Annotated in this window: 20 protein-coding genes; 12 read left to right on the forward strand and 8 right to left on the reverse strand. The window is 63.2% G+C overall.

The window, feature by feature from the left end; genetic code table 11:
* The first annotated feature begins 183 nt into the window (after positions 1 to 183).
* The 8 genes from pcsA to M1E10_RS17195 all read left to right on the forward strand — a co-directional run bounded on the left by pcsA (position 184) and on the right by M1E10_RS17195 (position 10,067).
* A complete protein-coding gene (gene pcsA, locus M1E10_RS17160) occupies positions 184 to 873 on the forward strand; it encodes a CDP-alcohol phosphatidyltransferase family protein (protein ID WP_499177215.1) in 690 nt (229 codons plus the stop codon).
* Positions 874 to 1,031: 158 nt separating this feature from the next.
* Positions 1,032 to 2,603 carry an ABC transporter ATP-binding protein gene (locus M1E10_RS17165; protein WP_499174021.1) on the forward strand — a complete coding sequence of 524 codons (1,572 nt, stop codon included), beginning with the start codon at positions 1,032 to 1,034 and terminating at the stop codon, positions 2,601 to 2,603.
* Positions 2,593 to 3,684: an ABC transporter permease gene (locus M1E10_RS17170; protein WP_499174022.1), complete on the forward strand. Its 1,092-nt coding sequence runs from the start codon at positions 2,593 to 2,595 to the stop codon at positions 3,682 to 3,684. Before M1E10_RS17165 ends, M1E10_RS17170 begins: the two co-directional genes overlap by 11 nt.
* Positions 3,677 to 4,591, forward strand: coding sequence for an ABC transporter permease (locus M1E10_RS17175; RefSeq protein ID WP_499174023.1), 915 nt, complete (start codon positions 3,677 to 3,679; stop codon positions 4,589 to 4,591). The genes M1E10_RS17170 and M1E10_RS17175 overlap by 8 nt, the downstream gene beginning before the upstream one ends.
* Positions 4,592 to 4,637: 46 nt before the next feature.
* Positions 4,638 to 5,711, forward strand: a complete 1,074-nt coding sequence (locus M1E10_RS17180) for a BMP family ABC transporter substrate-binding protein (RefSeq protein WP_499174024.1) — start codon at positions 4,638 to 4,640, stop codon at positions 5,709 to 5,711.
* Positions 5,712 to 5,836: 125 nt separating this feature from the next.
* Positions 5,837 to 7,198 (forward strand): bifunctional N-acetylglucosamine-1-phosphate uridyltransferase/glucosamine-1-phosphate acetyltransferase, encoded by a 1,362-nt coding sequence (glmU, locus tag M1E10_RS17185; protein ID WP_499174025.1) that lies wholly within the window; start codon positions 5,837 to 5,839, stop codon positions 7,196 to 7,198.
* A gap of 108 nt (positions 7,199 to 7,306) precedes the next feature.
* Positions 7,307 to 9,136, forward strand: coding sequence for a glutamine--fructose-6-phosphate aminotransferase (gene glmS, locus M1E10_RS17190; RefSeq protein ID WP_499174026.1), 1,830 nt, complete (start codon positions 7,307 to 7,309; stop codon positions 9,134 to 9,136).
* Positions 9,137 to 9,365: 229 nt separating this feature from the next.
* Positions 9,366 to 10,067, forward strand: coding sequence for a DUF502 domain-containing protein (locus M1E10_RS17195; RefSeq protein WP_499174027.1), 702 nt, complete (start codon positions 9,366 to 9,368; stop codon positions 10,065 to 10,067).
* On the opposite strand, the gene recG is transcribed toward M1E10_RS17195, so the two are convergent.
* Complete coding sequence (recG, locus tag M1E10_RS17200; RefSeq protein WP_499174028.1) at positions 10,045 to 12,150, reverse strand: ATP-dependent DNA helicase RecG; 2,106 nt, start codon at positions 12,148 to 12,150, stop codon at positions 10,045 to 10,047. The genes M1E10_RS17195 and recG overlap by 23 nt on opposite strands.
* Positions 12,151 to 12,242: 92 nt before the next feature.
* Between recG and M1E10_RS17205 the strand changes: the two genes are divergently transcribed.
* Both M1E10_RS17205 and mfd read left to right on the forward strand, forming a co-directional pair.
* The gene (locus M1E10_RS17205; RefSeq protein ID WP_499174029.1) at positions 12,243 to 12,572 is read left to right on the forward strand and encodes an FAD assembly factor SdhE; all 330 of its coding nucleotides are present in this window, start codon (positions 12,243 to 12,245) and stop codon (positions 12,570 to 12,572) included.
* Positions 12,569 to 16,081, forward strand: a complete 3,513-nt coding sequence (mfd, locus tag M1E10_RS17210; protein WP_499174030.1) for a transcription-repair coupling factor — start codon at positions 12,569 to 12,571, stop codon at positions 16,079 to 16,081. The genes M1E10_RS17205 and mfd overlap by 4 nt, the downstream gene beginning before the upstream one ends.
* On the opposite strand, the gene M1E10_RS17215 is transcribed toward mfd, so the two are convergent.
* The 3 genes from M1E10_RS17215 to M1E10_RS17225 are packed head-to-tail and all read right to left on the reverse strand — an operon-like array spanning position 16,082 to position 19,556.
* The gene (locus M1E10_RS17215) at positions 16,082 to 17,020 is read right to left on the reverse strand and encodes a DMT family transporter (protein ID WP_499174031.1); all 939 of its coding nucleotides are present in this window, start codon (positions 17,018 to 17,020) and stop codon (positions 16,082 to 16,084) included.
* Between the two features lie 12 nt (positions 17,021 to 17,032).
* Positions 17,033 to 17,704: a DsbA family oxidoreductase gene (locus tag M1E10_RS17220; protein WP_499174032.1), complete on the reverse strand. Its 672-nt coding sequence runs from the start codon at positions 17,702 to 17,704 to the stop codon at positions 17,033 to 17,035.
* A 43-nt stretch (positions 17,705 to 17,747) separates the two neighbouring features.
* Complete coding sequence (locus M1E10_RS17225) at positions 17,748 to 19,556, reverse strand: extracellular solute-binding protein (protein ID WP_499174033.1); 1,809 nt, start codon at positions 19,554 to 19,556, stop codon at positions 17,748 to 17,750.
* A gap of 281 nt (positions 19,557 to 19,837) precedes the next feature.
* On the opposite strand from M1E10_RS17225, the gene M1E10_RS17230 reads away from it, so the two are divergent.
* Positions 19,838 to 20,485 carry an invasion associated locus B family protein gene (locus M1E10_RS17230; RefSeq protein ID WP_499177216.1) on the forward strand — a complete coding sequence of 216 codons (648 nt, stop codon included), beginning with the start codon at positions 19,838 to 19,840 and terminating at the stop codon, positions 20,483 to 20,485.
* A 96-nt stretch (positions 20,486 to 20,581) separates the two neighbouring features.
* Here M1E10_RS17230 and hspQ read toward each other — a convergent pair whose 3' ends face one another.
* The 3 genes from hspQ to M1E10_RS17245 all read right to left on the reverse strand — a co-directional run bounded on the left by hspQ (position 20,582) and on the right by M1E10_RS17245 (position 22,935).
* Positions 20,582 to 20,911 carry a heat shock protein HspQ gene (gene hspQ / locus M1E10_RS17235; protein ID WP_499174034.1) on the reverse strand — a complete coding sequence of 110 codons (330 nt, stop codon included), beginning with the start codon at positions 20,909 to 20,911 and terminating at the stop codon, positions 20,582 to 20,584.
* A gap of 219 nt (positions 20,912 to 21,130) precedes the next feature.
* Positions 21,131 to 22,540, reverse strand: a complete 1,410-nt coding sequence (gene glnA, locus M1E10_RS17240) for a glutamine synthetase family protein (RefSeq protein WP_499174035.1) — start codon at positions 22,538 to 22,540, stop codon at positions 21,131 to 21,133.
* A gap of 56 nt (positions 22,541 to 22,596) precedes the next feature.
* Positions 22,597 to 22,935 (reverse strand): P-II family nitrogen regulator, encoded by a 339-nt coding sequence (locus M1E10_RS17245; RefSeq protein ID WP_029618203.1) that lies wholly within the window; start codon positions 22,933 to 22,935, stop codon positions 22,597 to 22,599.
* A gap of 313 nt (positions 22,936 to 23,248) precedes the next feature.
* On the opposite strand from M1E10_RS17245, the gene M1E10_RS17250 reads away from it, so the two are divergent.
* Complete coding sequence (locus M1E10_RS17250; protein WP_499174036.1) at positions 23,249 to 24,730, forward strand: NAD(P)H-hydrate epimerase; 1,482 nt, start codon at positions 23,249 to 23,251, stop codon at positions 24,728 to 24,730.
* Here the strand turns inward: M1E10_RS17250 and M1E10_RS17255 are convergent, their stop codons facing one another.
* Complete coding sequence (locus tag M1E10_RS17255; RefSeq protein ID WP_499174037.1) at positions 24,731 to 25,537, reverse strand: DUF72 domain-containing protein; 807 nt, start codon at positions 25,535 to 25,537, stop codon at positions 24,731 to 24,733.
* Between the last annotated feature and the right edge of the window lie 3 nt (positions 25,538 to 25,540).

Raw genomic sequence — 25,540 nt, forward strand, 5'->3', positions numbered from 1 at the left:
TTCCCCTGCCGTTATCCATGGGACTAGGTAGCGCAGGCAGTAAATCTTGCGTAAGCACGCCGGCCCAACGGCTGAGCCGGTTGCAATGGCCCCGGTTTCCCCTCATAGGTCGGCAAGACAAAAGCACGGGAACGGCACGTGATCAGACGAATCTTCAACTACCGTAAAGTGCCTTACGCAGAGATGCGCGCATTCTCCGTTCATCTGCTGACGGCATCCGGATCCTTCCTGGCCTTCCTTGGCGTTGTCGCCGCCGGGGAGAACCGCTTTGTCGACATGTTCTGGTGGCTCGGCCTTGCGCTTTTCGTCGATGGCATCGACGGCCCGATCGCCCGCAGGGTGAGGGTCCGGGAGGTCCTGCCGAACTGGTCCGGCGACATGCTGGACAACATCATCGACTACGTCACCTACGTCCTGCTGCCCGCTTTCGCGCTCTACCAGAGCGGCATGATCGGCGAGCCATGGTCCTTCGTCGCCGCCGGCCTGATCGTTGTCTCCAGCGCCATCTATTATGCCGACATGGGCATGAAGACCGACGAGTATTTCTTCTCCGGGTTTCCGGTGGTCTGGAACATGGTGATCTTCACGCTTTTCGTCATTCAGGCGAGCGAGATGACCGCATTCATCGTGGTCCTGATCTCCGTGTTTCTGACCTTTCTGCCGATCAGTTTTCTGCATCCGGTGCGGGTCAAGCGACTGCGGCCCCTCAATCTGGCGATATTCATCCTCTGGTGCGTGCTGAGCGGCTATTCGCTGCTGCTGCACTTCAGGTCGCCGGACTGGCTCGTTTACGGCGTCGTGGCGTCTGGCATCTACCTCTACTGCATCGGGGCAATCCTGCAATGGTTTCCGAACCTTGGTAGGCGAGACTGACACCTGCCTCGGTGGATGTTTCCTGTTGTGCGAGGCAGCAAATTCGCTATCAATGACGCAAGAGCGGACGCCGACGGATGGCGGCCGCCCGCAGGCAGGACGCGCCCGTGCTCTCACAAGCCTCGAAGAAGGTGGCACGGCATGAACGAGGGGGTTCAGTGACTGTAACGCAGGGATCAGCCAGCAATGCGCTTCTGTCGGCCCGTGGGCTGACAAAGTATTTCGGCAGCTTCGCCGCCTGCTCCAGCATCGATCTCGATATTGCTCCCGGGGAAATCCATGCGCTGCTCGGCGAAAACGGTGCGGGGAAATCGACGCTGGTGAAGATGCTGTTCGGCATCCTCGATCCAAGCGGCGGCGATATACTCTGGGATGGCCGCGCGGTCAGCATTGCGTCCCCCAGCGAGGCGCGAGCGCTCGGCATCGGAATGGTCTTCCAGCATTTCTCGCTTTTTGAAGCGCTGACGGTTGCCGAAAACATCGCCCTGTCCCTGGATCCGAAGATCACGCTGGCGAAGATTTCCGACGAGGCCGCAAGGCTTTCGAAGGTCTACGGGCTTCCGCTCGATCCCAAGGCGCATGTGGCCGACCTTTCCGTCGGAGAGCGCCAGCGCATCGAGATCGTGCGGGCGCTGCTGCAGAACCCCAAGCTCATCATCCTCGACGAACCGACCTCCGTCCTGACGCCGCAGGAAGCGGACAAGTTGTTCGAGACGCTGTTCACGCTGAAGTCTGAGGGCCGTTCCGTTCTCTATATCAGCCATCGGCTGGAAGAGGTTCGCCGAATCTGCGACCGGGCGACTGTCCTGCGGCACGGCAAGGTGACGGGGACATGCGACCCGAAGCAGGAGACGCCGGCGTCGCTCGCCCGCATGATGGTCGGAACCGACATCGCAGGCGTTTCGCGCGGTGAAATTGGCACGCCGGGAGACGTGCAGATCGAGGTCTCGGCGCTCTCCGTTCCGGCCCGCACCCCCTTCGCCGTAACGCTCAAGGGGATAGACTTGAAGGTTTGTGCCGGGGAGGTGCTGGCCATCGCCGGCGTCGCCGGCAATGGCCAGGGTGAGCTGTTCGACGCACTGTCCGGCGAGTTTGCCGTCTCCGACAACGATGCCATCCGGATCCGCGGCAAGTCGGTCGGCACGTCGGGCATCAACGCGCGGCGCCTGCTCGGTGCGGGCTTTGTGCCCGAGGAGCGCCATGGCCACGCCGCGGTCGCAAGCATGCGGCTTTCCGACAATCTGCTGCTGGCCCGCAGCCAGTCGGACCGCAGCGCGTTCCTGTCCGGCGGCGCTCTTTCCGTTATTCGCCACGATGCCGTGGGGGCTGCGACGCAGCGGATCTGTCAGGACATGGATGTGCGCAAGAGCGGCAGGGACCCTGCCGCCGGCTCGCTCTCCGGCGGCAACCTGCAGAAGTTCATCGTCGGGCGTGAGCTCGACCGGCAGCCGGCCGTCCTGGTCGTCAACCAGCCGACCTGGGGCGTCGATGCCGGCGCCGCGAGCCGCATTCGCCAGGCGCTGGTGGATCTCGCCAAGGCGGGCTCGGCGGTGGTGGTAATCAGCCAGGATCTCGACGAGATCTTCGAAGTGGCGACCAAGATCGCCGTCATTTCCGAAGGCGGTCTGTCCCGTGCCTATCCCGCCGGCGAACTCAGCCTGGAGCGGATCGGCCTGATGATGGGCGGCATCCACGACACCAAGCATGCCGAGGCCTCCCATGCGCATTGAGCTTCAGAAGCGCCCCGAGGGCTCGCGCCTTTTCTCGTTCCTTTCCCCGCTTTTGGCGCTGGCCCTGACGCTGTTCTTCGGCGGCATCATGTTCTGGATGCTGGGCAAGAACCCGGTCGATGCGCTCTACAGCTTCTTCATCGAGCCGCTGCTGGAAGTCTGGTCGCTCCATGAGCTGGCGATCAAGGCAGCTCCTCTGATCCTCATCGCCGTCGGCCTGTCGGTCTGCTACCGCTCCAACAACTGGAATATCGGCGCCGAGGGGCAGTTCACCATCGGCGCAATCACCGGCTCGATCCTGCCCGTGCTGTATCCCCAGTGGCACTCGCCGATGATCCTGCCGCTGATGCTGGTCATGGGCATGATCGGAGGCGCGCTCTATGCCGGGATCCCGGCATTGCTGAAGACCCGCTTCAACACCAACGAGATCCTGACCAGCCTGATGCTGGTCTATATCGCCCAGCTCTATCTCGACTGGCTGGCACGCGGTCCCTGGCGCGATCCGCAGGGCTATAATTTTCCGCAATCCAGGTCCTTCGTGCCGGAGGCGGTGCTTCCGGAAATCCTCGATTCCGGCCGTGCGCATCTGGCCATCGTCTTCGCCATTGTTGCCGCCGTCGCCATCTGGTTCATGATGCGCTTCATGCTCAAGGGCTTCGAGGTCACCGTTCTCGGCCAATCGGAAAGGGCAGGGCGCTTCGCGGGCTTTTCCGCACGCCGGATGGTATGGTTCTCCATGCTGGTGTCAGGTGCGCTGGCGGGCCTCGCCGGGATCTCGGAAGTCTCCGGTTCGATCGGACACGTCCAGCCGACGATCTCGCCCGGCTACGGTTTTACGGCGATCATCGTCGCCTTCCTCGGCCGGCTCAACCCCTTGGGAATTGTCGCCTCGGGCTTCGTGCTGGCGCTGACCTATCTCGGGGGAGAAGCCGCGCAGCTCTCCATCGGCATTTCCGACAAGGTGAGCCGTGTCTTCCAGGGCCTGCTGCTATTCTTCGTCCTCTCCTGCGACACGCTCATCCACTACCGCATCAGGATCGTGACCCAGAAGCTGACGGGAGGGAGGACGCACCATGCTTGAAGCGATCATCCTGACCGTGATCACCGCCGCAACGCCACTCGTCATCGCGGCGCTCGGCGAACTCGTCACGGAGCGCTCGGGCGTGCTCAATCTCGGCGTCGAGGGCATGATGGTCATGGGCGCCGTCAGCGCCTTTGGAGCAACCCAGATGACCGGATCGCCTTATCTCGGGGTGCTTGCGGGAATTGCCGCCGGCGCCGGATTCTCGCTTCTCTTCGGCTTCCTGACACTGACGCTGGTGGCAAACCAGGTGGCGACCGGCCTTGCCCTGACTATCCTCGGTCTTGGCCTTTCCGGACAACTCGGTGAGAGCTTCGTCGGCCAACCTGGCATCAAGCTGCAGCCGATCGTCGTTCCGCTCTTGTCCGACATCCCGGTCCTCGGGCGCCTGCTCTTCCAGCAGGACCTGATCTTCTATCTCTCCATCGCGCTGGTCGCCGGTATCCACTGGTTCCTGTTCAAAAGCCGGACCGGCCTCAAGATGCGGGCGATCGGCGACAACCACGCCTCCGCGCACGCGCTGGGGATCAACGTCATCCGGACCCGCTATCTGGCGGTCATGTTCGGCGGCGCCTGTGCAGGCCTCGCCGGTGCCCAGCTGTCGCTCGTCTATACGCCCCAGTGGGTGGAGAACATGACGGCCGGCCGCGGCTGGATCGCGCTGGCGCTCGTCGTCTTCGCATCTTGGCGGCCCCTGCGCCTTGTTGCCGGGGGCTACCTCTTCGGGGCGGTCTCGATCGGCCAGCTGCACGCACAGGCATTTGGAATTGGCATACCATCCCAGGTTCTTTCGGCGCTGCCCTATGTCGCGACTATTGTCGTGCTCATCATCATCTCGCATAATCGCCGCACGACCCTGATCAACACGCCGGCCTCACTCGGAAAGCCGTTTGTTCCAGAGCGATGACGCCACCACACCTATCCACTCTTCGAGCCAACAGAGGTTACAAGACATGAAGAAAACGATCATCGCACTTGCCGCTACAGCCGCCCTTCTGGGCGGGTTTGCAGGCGGCGCGCAGGCCCAGGACAAGACGAAGGTCTGCTTTATCTATGTCGGCTCCAAGACCGATGGTGGCTGGTCCCAGGCCCACGACATCGGCCGCCAGGCGCTGCAGGAGCACTTCGGCGACAAGATTGAAACCCCGATCCTGGAGAACGTGCCGGAAGGCCCCGACGCAGAACGCGCCATCGAGCGCATGGCGCGTTCCGGTTGCGGCATGGTGTTCACCACCTCGTTCGGCTTCATGGATGCGACCGTGAAGGTCGCTGAGAAGTTTCCGGACATCAAGTTCGAGCATGCTACCGGCTTCAAGTCCGCCGAAAACCTCGCCACCTACAATGCCCGCTTCTACGAAGGCCGCTACATCCAGGGCCAGATCGCCGCGAAGATGTCGAAGAAGGGCGTCGCAGGCTACATCGCGTCCTTCCCGATCCCTGAGGTGGTGATGGGCATCAACGCCTTCATCCTGGGTGCGCAGTCGGTCAATCCGGACTTCGAGCTGAAGGTTGTATGGGCCAACACCTGGTTCGACCCCGGCAAGGAAGCCGATGCGGCCAAGGCTCTGATCGACCAGGGCGTCGACATCCTGACCCAGCACACCGACACGACGGCTCCCATGCAGGTTGCCGCAGAGCGCGGCATCCTCGCCTTCGGCCAGGCGTCCGACATGATCGCTGCCGGTCCCAACACGCAGCTGACCGCAATCGTCGACACCTGGGCCGCCTATTACATCAAGCGCGTTCAGGCGCACCTCGACGGCAACTGGAAGTCGGAGCAGATCTGGGACGGCCTCAAGGACGGCATCCTGACGATGGCGCCCTACACCAACATGCCCGACGACGTGAAGGCGATGGCCGAAGAGACCGAAGCCAAGATCAAGTCCGGCGAACTGCACCCCTTCACCGGCCCGGTGAAGAAGCAGGACGGCACCGAGTGGCTTGCGGAAGGCCAGAAGGCCGAGGACGGTACCTTGCTCGGCATGAACTTCTACGTCGAAGGCGTGGACGATACGCTGCCGCAGTAAGCTGCCGGCATCATCGGAAAAGGCGCCCCTCCGGGCGCCTTTTTTGTTGCATCGCGACACAAGCCGTTTATCGCCTGTCAATCGACTTGTTGCTAAGAAGCAGCAACCACGTTGAGGGAGCAATCATGAGCCGCACCTGCCTTGCCGTCATCCTCGCCGCCGGCGACAGCACGCGCATGAAGTCGTCGATGTCGAAGGTCCTGCATCCGGTCGCCGGCCTGCCGATGATCGGGCATGTGATGCGGACGGTCGCCTCGGCCGGGATCGCCGATGTCGCCCTCGTGCTCGGGCGGGATGCGGATGCGGTCGCCAAGGCGGCGGCAATCGACGGCGTCAATACCCGGACCTTCCTGCAGACGGAGCGGCTTGGAACCGGCCATGCCGTGCTCTCGGCTCGAGCGGCGATTGCCGATGGTTTCGACGACGTGCTCGTCACCTATGGCGACGCTCCCCTGGTGACGGTCGGACCGTTCGCTGCCGCTCGCGCAGAGCTTGCCGCCGGCGCCGACGTCGCGGTGATCGGCTTTCACACGGAGCGGCCGACCGGCTACGGGCGCCTGCTCGTCGAGAACGGCGAGCTTGTCGCTATCCGCGAGGAGAAAGATGCAACGGACGAAGAGCGCAAGGTCACCTGGTGCAACAGCGGCATCATGGCAATCAACGGCCGCAAGGCCCTGCAGCTCCTGGAGAAGATCCACAACAGGAACGCCAAGGGCGAATACTACCTGACGGATCTGGTGGAAATCGTGCGGGCGTCCGGCGGCAGGGCGGTCGCCGTCGATGCCCCGGAGAGCGAGATGGCCGGCTGCAACAACCGCGCCGAACTCGCCGTGCTGGAACGTATCTGGCAGGAGCGTCGACGCCACGAGGTGATGCTGTCCGGCGTCACCATGATCGCCCCGGAAACCGTCTTTCTCGCCTACGACACCGAGATCGGCCAGGACACGGTGATCGAGCCGAACGTCGTCTTCGGCCCCGGGGTCACCGTCGAGAGCGGCGCCGTCATTCATGCCTTTTCGCATCTCGAAGGCGCATACGTGAGTTCCGGTGCAACCGTCGGGCCCTTTGCCCGGCTGCGTCCCGGCGCCAATCTGGCGGCGCAATCGAAGGTCGGCAATTTCTGCGAGGTCAAGAAGGCGGAGATCGGCGAGGCCGCCAAGATCAATCATCTCACCTACATTGGCGACGCGATCGTCGGCGCCCACACCAATGTCGGCGCGGGCACGATCACCTGCAATTACGACGGCATCAACAAGCATATGACGCAGATCGGCGCCAACGCCTTCATCGGCTCCAACTCCTCTCTGATTGCTCCCGTCTCGATCGGTGACGGCGCTTATGTCGGATCCGGCAGCGTCATCACCGAGGACGTGCCGGCCGATGCACTGGCACTTGGCCGAGGTCGGCAGGAAATCAAGCCGGGGCGGGCGAAGGTCATCCGCGAACGGGCGCTCGCAATCAAGGCGGCGAAGAAGACCAAGGGCTGAATTCTGCGCCGTTACCTTCCGACACGCAAAGTGACCGGAGAGGCAATTGCAGGAACGGCATGATCGATTAGAAATCCCGCCAGATGGTCGGGAACGAAGGGGTTGTCCATGTGTGGGATTGTAGGAATCGTCGGCAAGGAGCCGGTTGCGGAGCGTCTGGTGGATGCGCTGCGGCGGCTGGAGTACCGCGGCTATGATTCTGCCGGCGTCGCTACCATCCACGACGGCGTGCTCGAGCGCCGGCGCGGCGAGGGCAAGCTCTTCAATCTGGAGAAGAAGCTCGCCTCCGAGCCGCTGGCAGGCAATATCGGCATCGCCCATACCCGTTGGGCGACCCACGGCGTGCCGAACGAGACAAACGCACATCCGCATTTCGTCGATGGTGTCGCGGTCGTCCACAATGGCATCATCGAGAACTTCTCCGAACTGAAGGATGAACTCTCGGCGGACGGCGCCACTTTCGAGACGCAGACCGATACCGAGGTGGTGGCGCAGCTGCTCGCCCGCAGCCGCCGCGCCGGCATGGGGCGCCGTGAAGCGATGCAGGCCATGTTGAAGCAGGTCACTGGCGCGTATGCGCTGGCGGTGATCTTCTCCGATGACCCGTCGACGATCATGGCGGCCCGTTCCGGCCCCCCTTTGGCGATCGGTTACGGCCGCGGCGAGACCTACCTCGGTTCCGACGCCATCGCGCTCGCACCCTTCACCAATGAAATCACCTATCTCGTCGACGGCGACTGGGCCGTCATCGGGCGTGACGGTGCCTTCATCTTCGACCACGATGGAAATGCGGTCGTTCGCCCGCGCCAGATTACCCAGGCGGCCGCCTATATGGTCGACAAGGGCAATCACCGGCACTTCATGGAGAAGGAGATCTACGAGCAGCCGGAAGTCATCTCCCATGCGCTGGCGCATTACGTCGACCTCGGCGCCCATACGGTCAAGACCGGGGTGAGCGACGCCATCGACTTCGCCGCGCTTCGGGGTCTGACTATCTCCGCATGCGGCACGGCCTATCTGGCCGGACTGATCGGCAAATACTGGTTCGAGCGCTACGCGCGCCTGCCGGTCGAGATCGACGTCGCTTCCGAGTTCCGCTACCGCGAAATTCCGCTGTCGACAGATCAGGCGGCGCTCTTCATCTCGCAGTCCGGCGAAACCGCCGACACGCTGGCGTCGCTGCGCTACTGCAAGGAATCGGGCCTGAAGATCGGCGCCGTCGTCAACGTCCGGGAATCGACGATCGCACGCGAGTCCGATGCGGTCTTCCCGATCCTGGCCGGCCCCGAAATCGGCGTGGCGTCGACGAAGGCCTTCACCTGCCAGCTGACGGTGCTCGCATCGCTGGCGATCGCAGCCGGCAAGGCTCGTGGCCTCATCGGTGCGGAGGAGGAGAGGCAGCTGGTCAAGCAGCTGACGGAAATGCCGCGCCTGATGAGCGGCGTGCTGAATTCCATCGAGCCGCAGATCGAGGCCCTGTCCCGCGAGCTGTCGAAATACAAGGACGTGCTGTATCTCGGTCGCGGCACCAGCTACCCGCTCGCCCTAGAGGGGGCGCTGAAGCTGAAGGAAATCTCCTACATCCACGCCGAAGGCTATGCCGCCGGAGAACTGAAGCACGGCCCGATCGCGCTGATCGACGAGAACATGCCGGTTGTCGTCATCGCGCCGCACGACCGCTTCTTCGAGAAGACCGTCTCCAACATGCAGGAGGTAGCGGCCCGCGGCGGCAAGATCATCTTCATCACCGACGAGCGCGGTGCGGCGGCCTCCAAGCTTCCGACGATGGCGACGATCACGCTGCCCAATGTCGCCGAGATTATCGCACCCATGGTCTTTTCGCTGCCGATCCAGCTGCTCGCCTATCACACGGCGGTGTTCATGGGCACCGACGTCGACCAACCGCGCAACCTCGCCAAGTCAGTCACCGTCGAATAAGCCGCTGGTGTCGGCGAGGGTTGTGCTCTGCGCCCGTCACCACCTTCGCCGTGCGCATAGGTCCCGAACCGTCCGATGGTGACGGCATCCTGCGCGCGGCACGCTCGCGTTCGTGGCGGGGTGACGTCGCGCCGAGGTATTTCCATTGCCTGCACTTGCGTGGCCCCGATGCCTCCGGCATTGTCGCATCTCATCCAGATACGACGGCAGTGCACAATAGCGACGGACAATGGCGGATAAATTCGATCGTATCCCGGTGACGACGCGGCTCAGGAACAACTTCCTCACCGGGCTTATCATCTGCGCGCCGCTGGCGATCACCATCTGGCTGACCTTCGGTTTCATCCGCTGGGCCGACAGCTGGGTGAAGCCCTATATCCCCACACGTTACAACCCAGAGAACTACCTCAACATCGCGATGCCGGGCCTCGGGATGCTGATCGCAATCCTCATGATCACCGCGATCGGCTTCCTCGGCAAGAACCTGATCGGCCGCTCAATTGTCAGCTTCGGCGAATCGGTGCTGCACCGCATGCCCCTGGTGCGCACTCTCTACAAGAGCCTGAAACAGATCTTCGAAACGGTGCTGAAGGAACAATCGACCTCGTTCAAGAAATGCGGCCTGATCGAGTTCCCGAGCCCCGGCACCTGGGCGCTCGTCTTCATCTCCGGCGACGTGCAGGGCGAGATTGCCGCAAGGCTTAACGAGAACGGCGAGGAAATGGTCAGCGTCTTCCTCGCCCCGACACCCGTGCCGACGGCGGGCTTCCTGATGTTCGTGCCGCGCAGCAAGATCATCATGCTGGACATGACGCCGGAAGAGGGCGCCCGTCTGCTGATTTCCGGCGGACTGATCGCGCCGGACTACAAGCCGAAAGTTCTCCAGCCGTCGATCGTGCCGCAGGCGGTCAGCCCGCGCCCAGGAACCTGACCGCCTCGTCGCGGCGGTGCAGGTACAGAAGCGTACGCACGCTCTCTCCCCGCTCGCTGGTGAGGTCCGGATCCCGATCGAGCAGATATGCCGCGTCCTTGCGCGCAATCTCCAGAAGGTCGGCATGCGCTTCCAGGCTGGCAATCCGGAACCCCGGCGTGCCCGATTGCCGGGTGCCCAGAAGCTCACCTTCGCCGCGTAGTTTCAGATCCTCCTCGGCGATCAGGAAGCCGTCCTCGCTGTCGCGCAGAATCGAGAGCCGCGCACGCCCCGTCTCGCTGAGCGGTCCCTTGTAGAGGAGGATGCATGTCGAAGCCTCTGCGCCGCGTCCCACACGACCGCGCAGCTGATGCAACTGCGCCAGCCCGAACCGCTCGGCATGTTCGATGACCATGATGGTGGCGTCGGGTACATCGACTCCGACCTCGACGACGGTGGTGGCCACGAGGAGGCGGATATCGCCGGCCTTGAAGGCCGCCATCACCTCGTCCTTCTCCGGTCCGGACATGCGTCCATGCACCAACCCGACGTCGCGCCCGAACTCCTTGGCGAGAACGGAAAAGCGTTCTTCCGCAGACATCAGGTCGGAGACATCCGATTCCTCCACCAGCGGGCAGATCCAATAGGCTTTCTTGCCCTCGGCCATCGCGGTCTTCAGGCGCCCGACGATTTCCCCGGTGCGCTCGGTCGGCACGGTCACCGTCTGGATCGGCTTGCGCCCGGCGGGCTTCTCGGTGAGCTTGGAGACATCCATGTCTCCGAAGGCGGCCAGCACCAGCGTGCGTGGGATGGGCGTCGCGGTCATCACCAGCATATGCGGCGAGATGCCCTTCGCCGTCAGGCGCAGGCGCTGATGGACGCCGAAGCGGTGCTGCTCGTCGACCACGGCCAGCACGAGGTTGCGGTAGCTGACGGCATCCTGGAACAGCGCGTGGGTGCCGATGACGATTTGAGCCTCACCCGAGGCGATCCTCTCGACGATCGCGTCCCGTTCGCGGCCCTTGGTGCGGCCGGTCAGCACTTCAACGGTAATTCCGACCACGGCGGCAATCCTGGAGATCGTCGCGTGGTGCTGGCGCGCCAGGATCTCGGTCGGTGCCATCAGCACCGCCTGGCCGCCGCTCTCGACGGCTGCCGCCATGGCCATCAGAGCCACGAGCGTCTTTCCAGCGCCGACGTCGCCCTGCAGCAGACGCAGCATGCGGTCTTCGCCGGCCATGTCGTTGAGGATTTCCGCGACCGCCTTCTGCTGGCTGGCTGTGAGGGAAAAGGGCAGGGTGGCCACGATCCGTTCCGCCAGCTCCCCGGTTGCGTGGATCGGACGCCCGGGCACCTTGCGCAGCCTTTGGCGCACCAGCGCCAGCGATACCTGCCCGGCCATGAACTCGTCGTAGGCAAGCCGGCAGCGCGCGGGCGAGCGCGGATCGACGTCACTCTCGTCGTGCGGGTCGTGCAACTGCCGGAAGCTCTCCACGACGGACGGAAAACCCTGCCGCTCGGCCAGCGCCGGATCGATCCATTCGCCAAGCGCCGGCAGCCGCGCCACGGCGCCGTCGACGGCTTTCCGCAACACCTTGGGAGAGAGCCCGGCCGTCAGAGGATAAACCGGTTCCACGAGCGGCAGATTTCCGGCCTCCGAAACCTTCACCATGAAATCGGGATGGACCATCGACGGACGGCCGTTGAACCAGTCGACCTTGCCGCTGACCATCACTGCTTCGTCGATCGGCAGGGCCTTTTCCAGCCAGTTGCCCTTGGCGCGGAAGAAGGTCAGCGCCAGTTCGCCGGTCTCGTCGTGGAGGAAGACACGGTAGGGCATGTTCGGCTTGCCTGGCGGTGGCGGTTGATGGCGGTCGACCCGGCCCTCGATCGTGACGATGGCGCCCTGTGGTGCGAGTGCGATTCCCGGCCGGTTGCGGCGGTCGATGATTGAGGACGGCGCATGGAAGAGGAGGTCGATCACCCGGCAGTCGTCAGCGTCCTCGCGCCCCGTCACGCGCGCGATCAGATCGGCAAGCTTTGGGCCGACACCGGGGAGGGCCGCAACGGGCGAGAACAAGGGATCAAGGATGGCAGGGCGCATGGCGGCAAAATGCGCCGGATATAGACTGGATTGCAAGGTGACGCAGGGGGATTTCCGACCTATATGAGCATCGCAAACCAGGGATCACTTCCATGACAGGACTTGTGCGCAGCAGCGCGGACCTTACGCCTCGCCGTCGCCGTATTCTTTACCGCTGCTGGCACCGCGGTATCCGCGAGATGGACCTCGTGTTCGGACAATTCGCCGAACAGGAGATCGGCACGCTTTCCGATACGGATCTGGACGAATTCGAGGCGATCATGGATGAGGACGACCATGATCTGCATTCCTGGGTGACCGGTGCCAAGCCGACGCCTGCCCACCGTCAGACGGCGCTGTTTGACCGCATAGCATCCTACCGCCCGGATTTCGATCCTGTCACCATGGTCAGCCTGCAGGCGAAGGCAGAGCATCAAGAATGATTGCAGGTTTTGATGCGAAGAAGGTTGCAGCGGCCACCAGCCCGCTAACCATCGGCAATGTGCCGCCCGGTATGGAACCGCTGTTGCTCGCCGAGATCGCGCGCGCCGGCCGGGCGGTCGCCTATGTGATCTCCGACGGTCAGAGGATGGCCGACCTCGAGCAGATGCTGGGCTTCGTCGCCCCCGACATCCCGGTCCTGACGCTGCCGGCCTGGGACTGCCTTCCCTATGACCGCGTCTCGCCGAGCCCGGATGTCTCCGCGCGGAGACTTACAGCGCTGTCCGGCCTGATCGCGCATGCCAAGAAGCCGCATGCGGCGATCGTGCTGGTGACCGTCAACGCCATGCTGCAGAAGATCGCGCCGTCGGACGTGATCGAGAGCCTCGCCTTTTCCGCCCGTCCCGGCGGCGTCATCCGCATGGACGATATCGCGGCGCGGCTGGAGCGCAATGGCTTCGATCGCGTGGCGACCGTTCGCGAGGTCGGCGAATTCGCCGTCCGCGGCGGTATCCTTGACGTCTTCGTGCCGGGAACGGAAGAACCCGTGCGGCTGGATTTCTTCGGCGATACGCTGGAGACCATCCGGACCTTCGATCCGGCCAGCCAGCGGACCACGGGGCAGGCACGCTCGCTCGATCTCAACCCGATGAGCGAGGTGTCGCTGACACCGGACACGATCAGCCGCTTCCGCAAGAACTATCTCTCGCTCTTCGGAGCGACGACGAAGGAGGACTCCCTCTATCAGGCGGTGTCCGAGGGGCGCCGCTATGCCGGCATGGAGCACTGGCTACCGCTCTTCTACGACCATCTGGAAACCGCCTTCGATTACCTGCAGGGCTTCCGAATCGTCACCGATCACACGGCCCGGGAGGCGGCGACCGAGCGCTCGAAGCTCGTTACCGACTACTATGAGGCCCGCCGCGACAACAGCGGACTGGGAAAGGGCGCCGCCGCGCAGGGGACGCCTTACAAACCGGTGCCGCCCGGCGAACTCTACCTCGGGTCCAAGGCATTCGCCGCAGCGCTTGATAGCGCCAGCGCCATCCGGCTGACCCCGTTCAACGAGATGGATGCCGATAGCCGCCGCGTCGTGGCGCTCGATGCCCACGTCGGTCCGCGCTGGGCAAAGACGCAGACCGAGAAGGACGACCGCGACGAGAAGGTCAACGTCTTCGACCTGGCGGTCAAGCATATCGCCGGCAAGCGTGCCGAGGGCCGCAAGGTGCTGATCACCGGCTGGTCCACCGGCTCGCTGGATCGCCTGCTGCAGGTCCTGGACGAGCATGGCCTCAAACGCGTCAAGCCGATCAAAACGCTGGCCGATCTCCAGAAGCTTGCCAAGGGCGAGGCGGCCGCGGCCGTCCTGAGCCTCGAGGGCGGCTTCGAGACCGGCGATATCGCCGTGATCGGCGAACAGGATATTCTCGGCGACCGCATGGTCCGCCGCGGCAAGCGCCGCAAACGCGGTGCAGACTACATCACGGAAGTCGCGGGGCTGGATGAGGGTTCGCTGGTGGTCCATGCCGAACACGGCATCGGACGCTTCGTCGGCCTGACAAATATCCAGGCCGCCGGAGCACTCCGCGCCTGCCTGGAACTGCATTACGCGGACGACGCAAAGCTGTTCCTGCCGGTCGAGAACATCGATCTTCTGTCCCGCTACGGCTCGGACGCCGCCGAGGCGACGCTCGACAGACTGGGCGGTGGTGCCTGGCAGGCCCGCAAGGCGAAGCTGAAGAAGCGCCTGCTCGACATGGCCGATGGCCTGATCCGGATCGCTGCCAGCCGCATGACCCGCCGCGCCCCGGTTCTGGCGGCCCCCGACGGGCTCTACGACGAGTTTGCGGCGCGCTTCCCCTATGACGAGACGGAAGACCAGGCGACCGCCATCGAGGCGGTCCGCGACGATCTGTCCGCCGGCCGCCCGATGGACCGCCTGGTCTGCGGTGACGTCGGCTTCGGCAAGACCGAGGTCGCGCTGCGCGCCGCCTTCGTCGCCGCCATGAACGGCGGTCAGGTCGCCGTCGTCGTGCCGACCACGCTTCTGGCGCGCCAGCACTTCAAGACCTTCCGCGACCGCTTCCGCGGTCTGCCGATCCGCGTGGCGCAAGCCTCGCGGCTGGTGCCGGGCAAGGAGCTGAACCAGGTCAAGAAGGATCTGACCGACGGCAAGGTCGACATCGTCGTCGGCACCCACGCGCTGCTAGGGAGCGGCGTCAATTTCGCCAACCTCAGCCTCCTCATCATCGACGAGGAGCAGCATTTTGGGGTCAAGCACAAGGAGCGGCTGAAGGAGTTGAAGAGCGACGTGCACGTCCTGACGCTCTCGGCCACGCCGATCCCGCGCACGCTGCAGCTGGCCATGACCGGTGTGCGCGAGCTCTCGCTGATCACGACCCCGCCGGTGGATCGCATGGCGGTGCGCACCTTCATCTCGCCCTTCGATTCGCTCGTCATCCGCGAGACGCTGATGCGCGAGCATTACCGGGGCGGACAGAGCTTCTATGTCTGCCCGAGGCTCGCCGATCTCGCCGACATCCAGGCCTTCCTGCAGTCCGACGTGCCCGAGCTCAAGGTTGCGGTGGCGCATGGGCAAATGGCAGCGAGCGAGCTGGAAGACATCATGAATGCCTTCTACGACGGCACCTACGACGTGCTGCTGTCGACGACCATCGTCGAGTCGGGCCTCGACGTGCCGACTGCCAATACCCTGATCGTCCACCGCGCCGACATGTTCGGTCTCGCCCAGCTTTACCAGTTGCGCGGCCGCGTCGGGCGCTCGAAGGTGCGCGCGTTTGCCCTCTTCACGCTGCCGGTCAACCGCACTCTGACGACGATGGCCGAACGGCGCCTCAAGGTGCTGCAGTCGCTCGATACGCTGGGCGCCGGCTTCCAGCTCGCCAGCCACGATCTCGACATCCGCGGCGCCGGCAATCTTCTGGGTGAGGAGCAGTCCGGGCATATCAAGGAGGTCGGTTTCGAGCTCTACCAGCAGATGCTCGAGGAGGCCGTGGCGGAAGTGCGCGGCGACGACGAGATCATCGACACGGGCTGGTCGCCGCAGATTTCGGTCGGCATCACCGTGATGATCCCGGAAACCTATGTGCCCGACCTGCATCTGCGCATGGGCCTCTACCGCCGCCTGGGCGAACTCAAGGACCTGACGGAGATCGACGGGATCGGCGCCGAGATGATTGACCGCTTCGGTCCGCTGCCGGTCGAGGTCCAGAACCTGATGAAGGTGGTCTACGTCAAGTCGCTTTGCCGCACTGCCAATGTCGAGAAGCTCGACGCCGGTCCGAAGGGTCTGGTCATCACCTTCCGCGACAAGCAGTTCCCCAACCCGGCAGGCCTCGTCGGCTATATCGCGAAGCAGGGTACCATGGCCAAGATCCGTCCCGACCAGAGCGTGTTCCTGACACGCGATCTGCCGACACCGGAAAAGCGGCTGACCACCGCCGCGCAGGTCATGAAGCAGATCGCGGAAATGGCGCGGCAGGCGGCCTGATCAGCCGTCCAGTGCATCGTCGACGGCCGCCAAGGCATTGCCTTGCGGATCGGCGGCAACAGACGGAGGCAGGGGAACGCCGCGCGCGCGTTCCCGCGCCAGTGTGAGCAGGCCCGAGCCGATGATCAGGAGGATGCCGAGGATCATCGGCATGTCGACGGCGTCGCCGAAGATCAGGTAGCCGAACAGAACCGCCCAGAGCATCTGGCTGTACTGCGTCGGGCCGATGAGAGCCGCGGGGGCATAGCTGGTGGCATACATCAGCAGAATGGTCGCCACCGCCGCCAGCAGGCCGTAGCCCGCCAGCATCAGCCACTGCGAAGCGGTGGGCCAGGCGAAGCTCGGCAGCATCAGCAGTCCGCACACGACCAGCGATCCGATCACGCCGGCACCATAGAGCGACACGCTTTTCTCCGTCGGGCCGATGGCGCGGTAGACGACGATCGAGATCGCGCCGCTGAGGCCCGCGAACACTGCCCCGACATGGCCAATCGAAAGCTCCCGGAAGCCGGGGCGCAGGACGATCATGACGCCGATGAAGCCGATGACGACGGCGCTCCAGCGCTTGATCCCGACGGTTTCCTTCAGGAAGAGCACAGACATGATCGTGACGAAGGAGGGCAGCAGGAAGATCAGCGCGAAGGCCTCGGCCATGGGCAGATGCGTGAAGGCGGTGACGCTGCTGATCGTGCCGAAGGCGGCCGAAAATGCCCGCAGCAGCCAGAGCGGGCGGTTCGTCGTCCGTAGCATGTCAAGAACGCGGTCGCCGCGCTTCATCAGGAAGGGCAGGCCGGCCAGGCCGAAGACGGCACCCAGGAAGGCCATTTCGAAAGAGCTGAGTGCCCCTTCGATCATCTTTACGGCGGCGTCGCTGAAGGAAAAGGCGGCAAAGGCCGCAAAGGCAAAGAGGATGCCCTTCAGGGTGTGGTCGGTCGACATCTGTCGCCTCCGTCAGATCATGCCCTTGCGAGCTTCCGCCTTCATGTTGGCGATATCGCGCAGGGCGCTGGCGAGGACATCCGGCTCCTGCGCGCCACTGACGGCATATTGTCCGTCGAAGATCAGGAAGGGTACGCCGTTGACGCCCATCTTCTGGACCGATTCGATTTCTTCCAGCACCGTGTCCTTGTCCGCATCCGACGCAAGCAAGGCACCAATGACTGCCGGATCCAGACCGGAGGCTTCGGCGATCTTTACCAGGACTTCGTGGTCGGCGATGTTCAGTCCGTCTTCGAAGTGCGCCTTGAACAGGGCGGTCGCGACACGGTCCTGCAGTTCGTTGCCCTCGATCCGCGCCCAGTGCAGCAGACGGTGGGCGTCCAGCGTGTTGGCACGGACCTTGATGTTCTCGAACTGGAAATCGACACCGATCTCCCGGCCGTGCGCGCGCAAGGTGTCCTGCATCTGGTCGAGGCGTTCGGCACTTCCGAACTTCGCGATCAGGTGGCTGCGGTAATCGGTGCCGTCGCTCGTCGCATCCGGATCCAGCCGATAGGGCCGCCAGTTGACGATGACGCCGACCTCATCCTGCACCTGGGCAATCGCCAGCTCCAGCCGCGCCTTGCCGAGATAGCACCAGGGGCAGACTACGTCGGACACGACTTCGATGGTGACGCGCTCCATGGTGGGATCCTTTCTGAGATGGCTTTCGCCTGTTCGAGCCGGCTCAGTCCTGCGCCCGCTTGTCGAACCAGACGGGGAGTTGGTAGCCGTAGAGGGGTGTGACGTCTGGATAGCCGATGTAGCTGCGCCGCGCCACCCATTGTTCCGCCACATGATACAGCGGAACGAGGTAGCGACCAGCGATCAGCAGTCGGTCGTAGACCCGCACAGCCGCTTCGAAATCCTCGCGGCTTCGGGCGCCCAGCATGGCATCTATCGCCCGGTCGATGGCAGGATCGGCGACGCCCGCAAAATTGTTGCTCCCTTCGCGGTCACGGGAGATCGAACCCCAGCGCCCCACCTGCTCGATCCCGGGAGAAAGCGAAGAGGGGTAGGATTTGACGATGACATCATAGTCGAAGGAAACCGAGCGGGACTGATACTGCGCGTCGTCGACCGTACGTATGCCGACCTCGACGCCAATCATCCGCAGCGTCCTCTGGTAGGCGATCGCCAGTTTTTCCTGATCCTGGCTCTGGGTCATGATCTCGAACCGCAGCGGATTGCCCGACTGGTTTGTCATCTTGCCGTTCTGGATCGTGTAGCCGCCTTCCTTCAGAAGGTCGACAACACGCCGCAGCACACTGCGGTCGCCGCCGGAAGCGTCCGTCTGGGGCAACCGATAGGACCCGTCCAGAATGGTGGGATCGATGCGGTCCTTGGCCTCTCCGAGAATCCCAAGCTCGCGCGCATCGACAGACGTGCCAAGAGCGGAGAGGGAAGAGTTTTGCCAGAAGCTCTCGGTGCGCGTATAGGCGCCCTCGAAGAGGTTACGGTTGGCCCATTCGAAGTCGAACGCCAGCGCCAGTCCCTCGCGGACAGCCGGATCTGCGAACATCGTACGGCGCGTATTGAACACGAAGCCGAGCATGCCTGTCGGCAAATCCGGCCGAAAAGTATCCTTCACCACCGCGCCGCTGTCGACATCCGGGAAGTTATAGGCACGCGCCCAATGCACAGGGCTGCCGTCGGGATAGATGTCGACGACCCCCTTCTTGAAGGCCTCGAACAGGGTATTCTCCTGCAGGAAATACTCCACCGAAATCTCGTCGTAGTTGTCGAACCCGACCTTGGCCGGGACTTGCCTGCCCCAGTAGTCAGGGTCTCGCTCGAAGGTGATCCGCTCGCCCGGCCGCAGCGATTTGACCGTGTACGGTCCGGAGCCGACGGGGATCTGCAGCGACGACTGGTCGAAGCTTTTCGGGTCGATGGCATGCTTGGGCAGGATCGGTGTCGCGGTCGCCAGGATCAGTGGAAACTCGCGGTCGGACTTTTCGTTGAACGTGAACTTCACGCTCCTGTCGCCCACTTTTTCCATCTTGGCGACCGGCGTCAGCCGGTTGCTGAAGGGCGTGCGACCCTTGTCGCGCAGAAGCTCGAAGGTGAAGATGACGTCTTCGGGCGTTACGGGCTTGCCGTCCGACCATTTCGCCTCCGGGTTGAGATTGAACTGGATGAAGCTCCGCGCCTCATCCATCTCCACCGTCTGCGCCAGAAGTCCGTAGAGCGAGAACGGCTCATCGGCCGAGCGCTGCATCAGCGGCTCGAAGACGAGATGGCCGAAGACCGGATCCCAGACGCCGCGGGCCGTCGTGCGCATGCTCTTGAGAATGAAGGGGTTCAGGCTATCGAAGGTGCCCACGACGCCGTAGCGGACGCTGCCGCCTTTCTGGACGTCCGGTTTGACATAAGGGAAGTGCTGGTAGTCGGCCGGCAATGCCGGATGCCCATGCATCGCGATGCCGTGCCGCGGCTCGGCAAGTGCCGGCGCTGCAAGCGCGAGGAGGAAAAGCAGGGGCAGGAGACGGCGCATGAACAGTCCTTTTCACGGGTGGTCCCGATTCGACGCAAATTACTGCAATGCTGCCGCGCGACCAACCGCCGAGAGGCGTCTCCCTGCACAGGTGGCGCGGGTGGCGATCAAAAAAACGTCAGTGAGGACTGGATATCATCCCGGTGGCATTGTAACAAATTTGGCAAATGCGCGGGGTCATTCAAATGCCTCATTTCGCCGACAGGTGGAACGCAGTAGGACACCCGAGGGAGGAACGGTTGAAGCCGTACCCGAACGGATTTCAGGAGACCGATTTCGTGATCAAACTCAAGGTAAACAAGGTTCTGCGGGCCACCATGTCCGTTCTGGCACTTTCCTTTGCAGCCGCCACGGCACCGACCGCCGCGCTGTCGCAGGACGCCGCTCCCGCCGCAGGCGCCGGCGGACCGCCGCTCGGCTGGTTCAAGACCTGCACCAAGCAGGACGACAGCGATCTTTGCGTGGTGCAGAACGTCAACCTGGCGCAGAACGGCCAGCTGATTACCGCAGTCGGCCTGATTACCATTGAGGGCAAGGTCAACCGCAAGATCCTGCAGGTATCGGTTCCGACCGCCCGCATGATCCCGCCGGGCATCGTCATGCAGATCGACGGCGGCACGGGACAGAAGCTCGACTATGCCGTCTGCCTGCCCGACAAATGCACGGCCGAGGTGCCGCTGACGGATGCCATGATCGCAAGCCTCAAGAAGGGTGGCGAGGTCGTGTTCACCTCGATCAACTTCCGCCGGGCGCCAAACCCGATCAAGATTTCTCTGAACGGCTTTACGGGCGCGTTCGACGGCGAGCCGATCACGCAGTCGCAGTTGGCCGAAAGCCAGCGCAGCCTCCAGGAAGGCATGCAGAAGAAGGCTGAAGAAGCGCGCAAGAAGCTCGAAGAAGCGCAGAACGCAGCCAAGCAGGGCCAGTAAATACCGAGGCCGGCAAATGCCGGCCCGCAAATGCGAAAACAGCGCCGTCGGTCTCCGCGGCGCTGTTTTGCTTTCAGGTTGCCTGATGAATTGGCTTTAGTGGGCCATGATCATCTTGGGCCGTAGGCGGCCGGACGGCCCCTCGTCGAAGATCTGGTAGACCTGAGGGTTGCGAAGCGGCATCTCGCTCCCGTCATGTTCGAGGTTCTGTTCGGAGACATAGGCCACATATTCCGACTCATCGTTCTCGGCGAGAAGATGATAGAAGGGCTGGTCCTTGCTCGGGCGGATCTCGGCTGGAATGGCATTCCACCAGTCCTCGGAATTGGCAAATTCCGGATCCACATCGAACACGACGCCACGGAACGGAAATACCTTGTGGCGAACCACTTCTCCGATGGTGAACTTGGCGTTTCGTTGTTTCATGGTGCGATTTCCTTTCGCACCCTGATGTGGGAATAATTTCTCGTCACATCAAGGGCATGGCAGAGGGGAACGCGGCAGTTCCCGATTGGCTCCATGCACGCTGCTCACCTCCGCGAAGCGACTGAAACACCCCGTCCCTTGGATGAAAACGAAACAGACCCGCCGAAACAAAAACGGCGGGCCGAGGCCCGCCGCAGATGTGCGATGTAATCGGCCGGTTCAGGCCGAGTAGTACATGTCGAACTCGACCGGATGCGGGGTCATCTCGAAGCGCATGACTTCCTGCATCTTCAGTTCGATATAGGCGTCGATCTGGTCGTCGTCGAAGACGCCGCCGGCGGTCAGGAACTTGCGGTCCCGGTCGAGGTTTTCCAGAGCTTCTCGCAGCGAGCTGCAAACCGTCGGGATCTTCTTCAGCTCCTTCGGCGGCAGGTCGTAGAGGTCCTTGTCCATGGCCTTGCCCGGATGGATCTTGTTCTTGATGCCGTCGAGACCGGCCATCAGCATCGCCGCGAAGCCAAGGTATGGGTTGGCAGTCGGATCCGGGAAGCGGACTTCGACGCGCTTCGACTTTGCCCCGGTGCCGAAGGGGATGCGGCAGGATGCGGAGCGGTTGCGGGCCGAATAGGCCAGCAGCACCGGCGCCTCATACCCCGGAACCAGACGCTTGTAGGAATTGGTCGAGGGGTTGGTGAAGGCGTTGATGGCCTTGGCATGCTTGATGATGCCGCCGATGTAGAAGAGGCAGCTTTCCGAGAGACCTGCATATTCGTCGCCGGCGAAGGTCGGCTTGCCGTCCTTCCAGATCGACTGGTGCACGTGCATGCCCGAGCCGTTGTCGCCGTAGATTGGCTTCGGCATGAAGGTTGCCGTCTTGCCGTAGGCGTTGGCGACCTGATGCACCACATACTTGTAGATCTGCATCTTGTCGGCGTTGCGCACCAGCGTGTCGAACTTCACGCCGAGCTCATGCTGCGCCGCAGCCACCTCGTGGTGGTGCTTCTCGACGACGAGGCCCATCTCGGTGAGCACGGTCAACATCTCGGAGCGCATGTCCTGAAGGCTGTCGATCGGCGGGACGGGGAAGTAGCCGCCCTTGACGCGCGGACGGTGCCCGAGGTTGCCGGTCTCGTAATCCGTGTCGTCGTTCGACGGCAACTCGGAGGAGTCGAGCTTGAAGCCGGTGTTGTAGGGGTCAGCCTTATACTTCACGTCGTCGAAGACGAAGAATTCCGGCTCAGGTCCGACGTAGATGGTGTCGCCGATACCCGATGCCTTGAGATAGGCTTCAGCCTTCTTGGCCGTGCCGCGCGGGTCACGGTTGTAGGACTCGCCCGAGATCGGGTCCAGGATGTCGCAGAAAACGACCATGGTCGACTGGGCGAAGAAGGGGTCCATGTGCACGGTCGCCGGATCCGGCATCAGCACCATGTCGGATTCGTTGATGGCTTTCCAGCCGGCGATGGAGGAGCCGTCGAACATGACGCCATCGGCAAACATGTCCTCGTCGACGGCCGCAATGTCCATCGTCACATGTTGCAGCTTGCCCTTCGGATCGGTGAATCGCAGGTCCACGAACTTGACGTCGTTTTCCTTGATTTGCTTCATGATTTCGCTTGCGGTCGTCATTTTACGCTTCCTTGAATTTGATATGACGATTGATCTGCGGCCGTCCGGCCGGTGAATCAGATCGCGTCCACGCCGGTCTCGCCGGTACGAATGCGAACGACCTCTTCGACGTTGGACACGAAGATCTTTCCGTCGCCGATGCGACCGGTCTGGGCGGCATTGCGGATCGCTTCGATGACAGCGTCCACATTCTCGTCTGCAAGAACGACTTCGACCTTCACCTTGGGCAGGAAGTCGACGACATACTCGGCGCCGCGATAGAGTTCGGTATGGCCCTTCTGGCGCCCGAAACCCTTCGCCTCCGTCACAGTTATGCCCTGCAAGCCGACCTCCTGGAGGGCTTCCTTCACCTCATCCAGCTTGAATGGCTTGATAATGGCTTCGATTTTTTTCATGAGAAACGATCTCTCCCCTGACGCTGCCGTTACCGGCTCGACCTACTAATGCAGGTATCATGCCAATCTGGAAAGCCGCTTTCGCGGTAACGCCCAGAAAATTCCAATTTTGTCATACAGATATAGCGCATTGTTGTTCGAGATAAACGCCTGAAGTTTGAGCGTTTGACAACATGCTATGCCACTGTCATCGACAGGGAGCGTGCGTTAAAGCTTTTGGTTGCACAAATATTAAGCTGATGCCCGTGTTGTGGGCGCAGCAAGCGGCTGCACCGGCTCTTGTGTTCCGTTTGAGTTTCCGTTCAAGTGCAGCATGACCGCACAGCCAGACACATTGCTGCTCACCCCCGCTGAGATGGCCGCGGCTGACGCCGCCGCAGCCGCATCCGGTATTGATTCCTATGGATTAATGGAGAAGGCGGGGCAGGCTGTGGCGGCATCAGCGCTTCGCCACTACCCGCAGGCGCTGCGGTTCGTCGTTCTCTGTGGCCCCGGCAACAATGGCGGCGATGGTTATGTCGCGGCGGCAAGCCTGATCCGCGCGGGTGCCGACACCCGGGTCTTCGCGATCGGAGATCCAGGCCAGCTGGCGAGCGATGCGCGCCGCGCCTGGAAAGCTTGCCCCGTCGCGCCCCTGGCATCGTCACAGCTGCAGATCGAGCCTGGCGATGTGGTGATCGATGCCATCTTCGGTGCAGGACTGGCGCGGCCGGTTTCCGCTGAGGTCAACGCCGTGATCGGCAAGGTCCGCGATGCCGCAGTAACGGTCGTGGCGGTCGATCTGCCATCCGGTCTCTGCGGCCGTCGAGGCGAACCGCTCGGCGCCGCGTTCCGGGCCGACCGCACCGTCACTTTCATGGCGCGCAAGCCTGGTCACCTGTTGATGCCCGGACGCTCGCTCTGCGGAGACATCGAAGTTTGCGACATCGGCATTCCGTTGCGCATCCTGCGCAGTGCGGCAGGTACGATATCCGTCAATCATCCGGATGCCTGGCGTCATCTGCTGCCGACGCCCGATCCCGCCTCCCACAAGTACCGTCGCGGCCACCTTGGTGTCTTCTCCGGTGGTGCCTCCCACACGGGGGCGGCGCGGCTCGCGGCCGGCGCAGGACTTGCTGCCGGCGCCGGACTGGTGACGCTTGCCTCTCCGGCCGAAGCAATGCCGGTCAATGCCGGCCAACTCACGGCTGTCATGCTGCGCGAGGTCGAGACGACCGCAGCACTGCTGGACTGGCTGACCGCGTCCAAACTGTCGGCCTTCGTCTTGGGGCCGGGTTTCGGGGTTGGCAACAAGGCCCGCGACTTCGTGGAGGCGCTGGAGGGACGCCCGCTGGTACTGGACGCCGACGGGATCACCTCGTTTCGGGATCAGCGCAACCGCCTGTTCGACATCTACCGCGCGCGCGATACGCAGTTGGTCTTGACCCCGCATGAGGGGGAGTTCGCACGGCTGTTTCCCGACCTTGCGGCAGAGGAGGGGCAGAGCAAGGTCGAAAAGGCCGTGGCGGCTGCCGGGTTGTCGAACGCGATCATCGTCTACAAGGGCGCCGACACCGTGATTGCGGCACCCGATGGCCGGGCCCTCATCAACGACAATGCGCCGCCCTGGCTGGCAACCGCCGGTTCGGGCGATGTCCTGGCCGGCATCATCGGGGCCTTGCTCGCCAACGGCATGCCGGCGTTCGAAGCAGCCGCAGCTGCGGTCTATCTGCATGGTCAGGCCGCCATCCGGGCAGGCGAGGGCATGACGGCTGAAACGCTTGTCGCTCATCTCGGCCCACTCAGCAGCGCCTGATCAGCGATCAATCATGGCCTGCAGAGCCATGGCACCCTGCGGCGCATTGACCTTGCCCTCGTGGATGAAGAAGGCGAAGACGTCGCGCGGTTTCCGTTCGGGCCGGCGATCCGGATCGACGAGCGGCAGGTCGTCCGGCACGCCGCCTTCGGCCCAGGTTTTCAATCGTCCCGCCCAGGTTTTCAGGTCGGCATCCGCATAGCAGGTGGGAATATCGTCGGAGCCTGTCTGCAGCCGGGCATAGGCGAAATCCGCCGTCACGTCGGGGATCATCGGGTAGTCGTGATGCTCGGCGCAGACGGGCGCAATGTTGTGCCGGGCGAGCAGTTGCACAAACTCCGGCACCTTGAAGCTGTCGTGGCGCACTTCCACCACATGGCGAAGCGGCAGGCCCTCGATCGTCTCCGGCAGCAGCTTGAGGAAAGCCTCGAAATCGTCGGGCTCGAACTTCTTGGTCGGGGCGAACTGCCAGAGGATAGGTCCCAGGTGCGGGCCCAGTTCCACCAGCCCCTGTCCAAGGAACTTGCCGATCGATTCCCCGGCCTCCGCCAGCACCTTCCGGTTGGTGGTGTACCGGCTCGCCTTCAGCGAGAAGACGAATCCCTCCGGCACGTCCGCCGCCCATTTGGCAAAGGTCTCCGGCTTCTGCGAGCCGTAGTAGGTGCCGTTGACCTCGATCACCGCCAGCTTGCTGCTGGCGTATTCGAGCTGCTTCTTCTTCGCCAGCTTCTCCGGGTAGAAGCTGCCTTCCCACGCATCGAAGGTCCAGCCGCCGATGCCGGTGCGAATGGTGCCGGATGCGCTCACGTC

The sequence above is a fragment of the Rhizobium sp. PK7-22 genome (genome assembly GCF_056530405.1).

Excerpts from the sequence above, each read along its gene's own strand:
- pcsA (WP_499177215.1), top strand. The coding sequence starts at position 184 with ATGCGCGCATTCTCCGTTCATCTGCTGACGGCATCCGGATCCTTCCTG.
- M1E10_RS17170 (WP_499174022.1), top strand. The coding sequence starts at position 2,593 with ATGCGCATTGAGCTTCAGAAGCGCCCCGAGGGCTCGCGCCTTTTCTCG.
- M1E10_RS17175 (WP_499174023.1), top strand. The coding sequence starts at position 3,677 with ATGCTTGAAGCGATCATCCTGACCGTGATCACCGCCGCAACGCCACTC.
- M1E10_RS17180 (WP_499174024.1), top strand. The coding sequence starts at position 4,638 with ATGAAGAAAACGATCATCGCACTTGCCGCTACAGCCGCCCTTCTGGGC.
- glmU (WP_499174025.1), top strand. The coding sequence starts at position 5,837 with ATGAGCCGCACCTGCCTTGCCGTCATCCTCGCCGCCGGCGACAGCACG.
- glmS (WP_499174026.1), top strand. The coding sequence starts at position 7,307 with ATGTGTGGGATTGTAGGAATCGTCGGCAAGGAGCCGGTTGCGGAGCGT.
- M1E10_RS17195 (WP_499174027.1), top strand. The coding sequence starts at position 9,366 with ATGGCGGATAAATTCGATCGTATCCCGGTGACGACGCGGCTCAGGAAC.
- recG (WP_499174028.1), bottom strand. The coding sequence starts at position 12,150 with ATGCGCCCTGCCATCCTTGATCCCTTGTTCTCGCCCGTTGCGGCCCTC.
- M1E10_RS17205 (WP_499174029.1), top strand. The coding sequence starts at position 12,243 with ATGACAGGACTTGTGCGCAGCAGCGCGGACCTTACGCCTCGCCGTCGC.
- mfd (WP_499174030.1), top strand. The coding sequence starts at position 12,569 with ATGATTGCAGGTTTTGATGCGAAGAAGGTTGCAGCGGCCACCAGCCCG.
- M1E10_RS17215 (WP_499174031.1), bottom strand. The coding sequence starts at position 17,020 with ATGTCGACCGACCACACCCTGAAGGGCATCCTCTTTGCCTTTGCGGCC.
- M1E10_RS17220 (WP_499174032.1), bottom strand. The coding sequence starts at position 17,704 with ATGGAGCGCGTCACCATCGAAGTCGTGTCCGACGTAGTCTGCCCCTGG.
- M1E10_RS17225 (WP_499174033.1), bottom strand. The coding sequence starts at position 19,556 with ATGCGCCGTCTCCTGCCCCTGCTTTTCCTCCTCGCGCTTGCAGCGCCG.
- hspQ (WP_499174034.1), bottom strand. The coding sequence starts at position 20,911 with ATGAAACAACGAAACGCCAAGTTCACCATCGGAGAAGTGGTTCGCCAC.
- glnA (WP_499174035.1), bottom strand. The coding sequence starts at position 22,540 with ATGACGACCGCAAGCGAAATCATGAAGCAAATCAAGGAAAACGACGTC.
- M1E10_RS17245 (WP_029618203.1), bottom strand. The coding sequence starts at position 22,935 with ATGAAAAAAATCGAAGCCATTATCAAGCCATTCAAGCTGGATGAGGTG.
- M1E10_RS17250 (WP_499174036.1), top strand. The coding sequence starts at position 23,249 with ATGACCGCACAGCCAGACACATTGCTGCTCACCCCCGCTGAGATGGCC.